4 protein-coding genes are annotated in these 3,854 nt (G+C 75.2%); all 4 read left to right on the plus strand.

Annotated elements, in window-relative coordinates:
- The coding region (locus HMPREF3105_RS07035) for a protoporphyrinogen/coproporphyrinogen oxidase (protein WP_371441104.1) at positions 1–882 on the plus strand (882 nt) is incomplete at its 5' end.
- A 50-nt stretch (positions 883–932) separates the two neighbouring features.
- A complete protein-coding gene (gene hemQ / locus HMPREF3105_RS07040; protein WP_036314319.1) occupies positions 933–1,649 on the plus strand; it encodes a hydrogen peroxide-dependent heme synthase in 717 nt (238 codons plus the stop codon).
- A complete protein-coding gene (locus tag HMPREF3105_RS07045; RefSeq protein WP_036314320.1) occupies positions 1,649–2,998 on the plus strand; it encodes a ferrochelatase in 1,350 nt (449 codons plus the stop codon). The genes hemQ and HMPREF3105_RS07045 overlap by 1 nt, the downstream gene beginning before the upstream one ends.
- A 4-nt stretch (positions 2,999–3,002) precedes the next feature.
- Positions 3,003–3,854: hydroxymethylbilane synthase (gene hemC / locus HMPREF3105_RS07050; protein WP_070709050.1), on the plus strand; the 852-nt coding region annotated here is incomplete at its 3' end.

Here is a 3,854-nt window from a genome sequence, read left to right on the forward strand (position 1 = left end):
CACGGAGGGCTGGCCGCGGGCGTCGCCGCGCTGCGGTCCACCGGGACCCCCGGCTCGCTCGTGGCCGGTCTGGACGGCGGCATGGTCCGCCTCACCGGCCGGCTCGTCGAGGCGCTGCGCGAGGACGGGGCCACCGTCCTGCGCGGTGTCCGGGTGGCCGCCCTGTCCCGCGTGCCCGCCACCGGCGGCTGGTGGGCCCAGATCTCGGACCGGGACGACGAGGTCGTCCGCGGGCTCGACGTGGACCGCGTCGTGCTGGCCGTGGACGGCGTCACCGCCTGGGACCTGCTGGCCCCGCTCTCGGCCGAGGCCCTGGACCCCGACGCCGGCCCCGCCCTCGGCGAGGGCATCGCGCTGGCCACGCTCGTCGTCGAGGCCGCGGGCCTGGACGACGCGCCACGCGGCACCGGAGTGCTGGTCGGCGCCGGGACGGACGTGGCCGCCAAGGCCCTGACCCACGTCACCGCCAAGTGGGCGTGGCTGCGCGAGGTCGTCGCGCGTCCGCAGGAGGACGGTGTCGCCCGCCATCCCCACCGCCACGTGCTGCGCCTGTCCTACGGCCGCCAGGGCGGCGGGCCCGAGGCCCTGGGCCATCGCAGCGCGGACGAGGAGCTGCTCGCGCAGGCGCTCGTGGACACGGCGACTCTCACCGGGGTGCCGCTGGCGGAGGAGGACGTCGTCGCCCGCACCGTCACCCGCTGGCGCCGCTCCATCCCGCCGCAGGCCGGCCCCGACCGCGCGAAGGCGGACACGCTGATCGACTGGGCACGGGACGTGCCCGGCCTCGACCTCGTGGGCAGCTGGGTGCACGGCACCGGGCTGGCCGCCGTCGTCGCCGGCGTGGACCGCACCCTCGGCGCCGACGCACCGCCCGCCGGCTGACCTCGCCCCCAGACCACCCCTGACGCAATCGGATCCCAAGGAAGAGGACCATGACCAAGGACAGCACCACCACCCCTGCCGAGGCCGGCAAGGACTGGTTCACCACCTACACCGTGTTCGCCCGCCCGCAGGGCGAGCCAGGCTGGCTGGGACTGGAGGGCCGCGACGCGAAGAAGGCCGCCAAGGAGTTCGACGAGGCCGTCGCGCGGGTGGCCCAGACCGGCGTGACCGTGCGCGGCGTCTACGACGTCTCGGGCATGCGCGAGGCCGGCGACGTCATGGTGTGGATGTACGGCCAGGTGCCCGAGGACCTGCAGGCCGCCATCCGCGAGCTGCGCCGCACCCGTCTGCTCGAGGGCACCACGATGGTGCTCTCGGCCATGGGCGCAGATCGCATGGCCGAGTTCAACAAGGACCACGTCCCCGCCTTCGCCATGGGCCGCAAGGCCCTGAAGTGGCTGTGCTTCTACCCGTTCGTGCGCTCGTACGACTGGTACCTGCTGGACCCGAAGGAGCGGGCCCGCATGCTCCGCGAGCACGGCCAGCTCGGCCAGGACTTCCCGCAGGTGTGGGCGAATACCACCAGCGCGTTCGGCCTGAACGACTGGGAGTGGCTGCTGGGCCTCGAGGCGGACGAGCTGACGGACCTGGTGGACATGATGCGCCACCTGCGCAACAACGAGACCCGCCTGCACGTGCGCAGCGAGGTGCCGTTCTACACCGGACGCCGTCTGGAGACCGCCGAGATCGCGGAGGTGCTGGCCTGATGACTACCGCCCCCGAGCCCCGCGCCGACGCGCCCGTCCACACCGGCCCGGACGCCGGCGTCGCCCCGGCCCTCCGGACGCCCGAGAAGGCCGCCGCCGGCGTCGACTACGACGTGTGCGGCGTGATGGCCCCCAAGGACTACGACGCCCTGCTGCTCGCCTCCTTCGGCGGGCCCGAGGGCCAGGACGACGTGATCCCGTTCCTGCGCAACGTCACGCGCGGGCGCGGCATCCCGGACGAGCGCCTCGAGGAGGTCGCCACCCACTACCGCGCCAACGGCGGCGTCAGCCCCATCAACGCGCAGAACCGCGCGCTGAAGGCGGCCATCGAGGCCGAGCTGGCCGCCCGCGGCCTGGACCTGCCCGTGTACTGGGGCAACCGCAACTGGGAGCCCTACTTCCCGGACACCCTCGCGCGGATGCACGCCGACGGGCACCGCCGCATCCTGACGGTCACCACCTCCGCGTACTCCTGCTACTCCTCGTGCCGCCAGTACCGCGAGGACATGGGCATGGCCATGGAGCAGACCGGCCTGACCGGGAAGGTGGACCTGGACAAGACGCGCCAGTACTTCAACCACCCCGGCTTCATCGAGCCGTTCCGGGACGGCCTGCGCGCGGACCTGGCCTCGCTGCGCGCGGAGCTGGGGGACGACGCGCGGATCCACGTGCTCTTCGCGACCCACTCGATCCCCACCTCCGACGCCGCCGCCGCCGGCCCGCGCGGCCTCGCCGCCGACCTGCGCGCGCAGGCGGGGGCGGAGCCGGGCGATGAGGGTGCGGACGTGTACTCGGCGCAGCACCTCGATGTGGCCCGCGAGATCCTCGCCGGCGTGCCCGAGGCCGCGGACGTGCCGTGGTCGCTCGTGTACCAGTCGCGCTCCGGCCCGCCCTCGGTGCCGTGGCTCGAGCCGGACATCAACGACGCGATGGAGCACCTCGCGGGCGAGGGCGCCGAGACGGACGCGCAGGGGCGCGCCGTGGCGGGCTTCGTCGTCGTGCCGCTGGGGTTCGTCTCGGACCACATGGAGGTGGTCTGGGACCTCGACACCGAGGCCAAGGAGACCGCCGAGGGGCTGGGCGTGGGGTTCCGGCGCAGCCCCACCCCGGGCACCGACCCGCGGTTCGTGGCCGGGCTCGTGGACATCGTGGAGGAGCGGCTGGGCCGGCGCGAGGGTCGCGCCGCGGTCGGCTGCTTCCCGGCGTGGTACGACGTGTGCCGGCCGGACTGCTGTGTCAAGGTGATGCGGGACGGCTCGACGCGGCCGACGACGTCCGCTGTCGACGCCGCCGTGCGCGGGCTGGCCGAGCACGAGGCGGGCGCCGCGGCCCCCGCCGAGGAGGCCTGAGACCGTGACCCCCCTGCGCATTGGCACCCGGGGCTCCGCCCTGGCGACCACGCAGACCAGCCACGTGGCCGAGACGCTCACGGAGCGCTCCGGCCTGGCCCACGAGCTGGTGGTGATCCGCACCGAGGGCGACGTCACCACCGGCTCGCTGGCCTCGCTGGGCGGCACCGGCGTGTTCGCCTCGGCGCTGCGGGCCGCCGTGCTCGACGGCGTCGTGGACGCGGCGGTGCACTCGCTCAAGGACCTGCCGGCCGCCCAGCCGGAGACCCTCGAGATCGCCGCGGTGCCGGCCCGGGCCGACCTGCGGGACGCCCTGTGCGCCCGCGACGGCCTCACCCTGGCGACCCTGCCCGAGGGCGCCCGGGTGGGCACGGGCTCGCCGCGCCGCGTGGCCCAGCTCAAGGCGCTGCGCCCGGATCTGGAGCTGGTGGACATCCGCGGCAACGTGCAGACCCGCCTGGCCCGCGTGCCCGGGCTGGAGCAGCACGACGATCACGCCCCGGCCGCCGCGGGTTCGCCCCGCGGTGACCTCGACGCCGTGATCCTGGCCTGTGCCGGGCTCAACCGGCTCGGCCTGGACCACGTGATCACCGAGCGGATCGACCCGGAGGTCATGGTGCCCGCCCCCGGGCAGGGCGCCCTGGCCGTGGAGATCCGGGCCGAGGACGAGTCCTTCCTCGGTCGGGCGCTCCTGGACCCCGAGGCGCCGGTCGGGAGGCTGCACGCCGCCCTCGAGCTGGTCGACGATCGGGACACCCACGTGGCGGTCACCGCCGAGCGGGCCCTGCTGCGCCGCCTCGAGGCCGGCTGCGCCGCGCCGATCGGGGCCGTGGCCCGCGTGAGCGACGGCGAGGCC

The sequence above is a fragment of the Micrococcus sp. HMSC31B01 genome (genome assembly GCF_001816085.1).
Classification (GTDB): Bacteria; Actinomycetota; Actinomycetes; order Actinomycetales; family Micrococcaceae; genus Micrococcus; species Micrococcus luteus.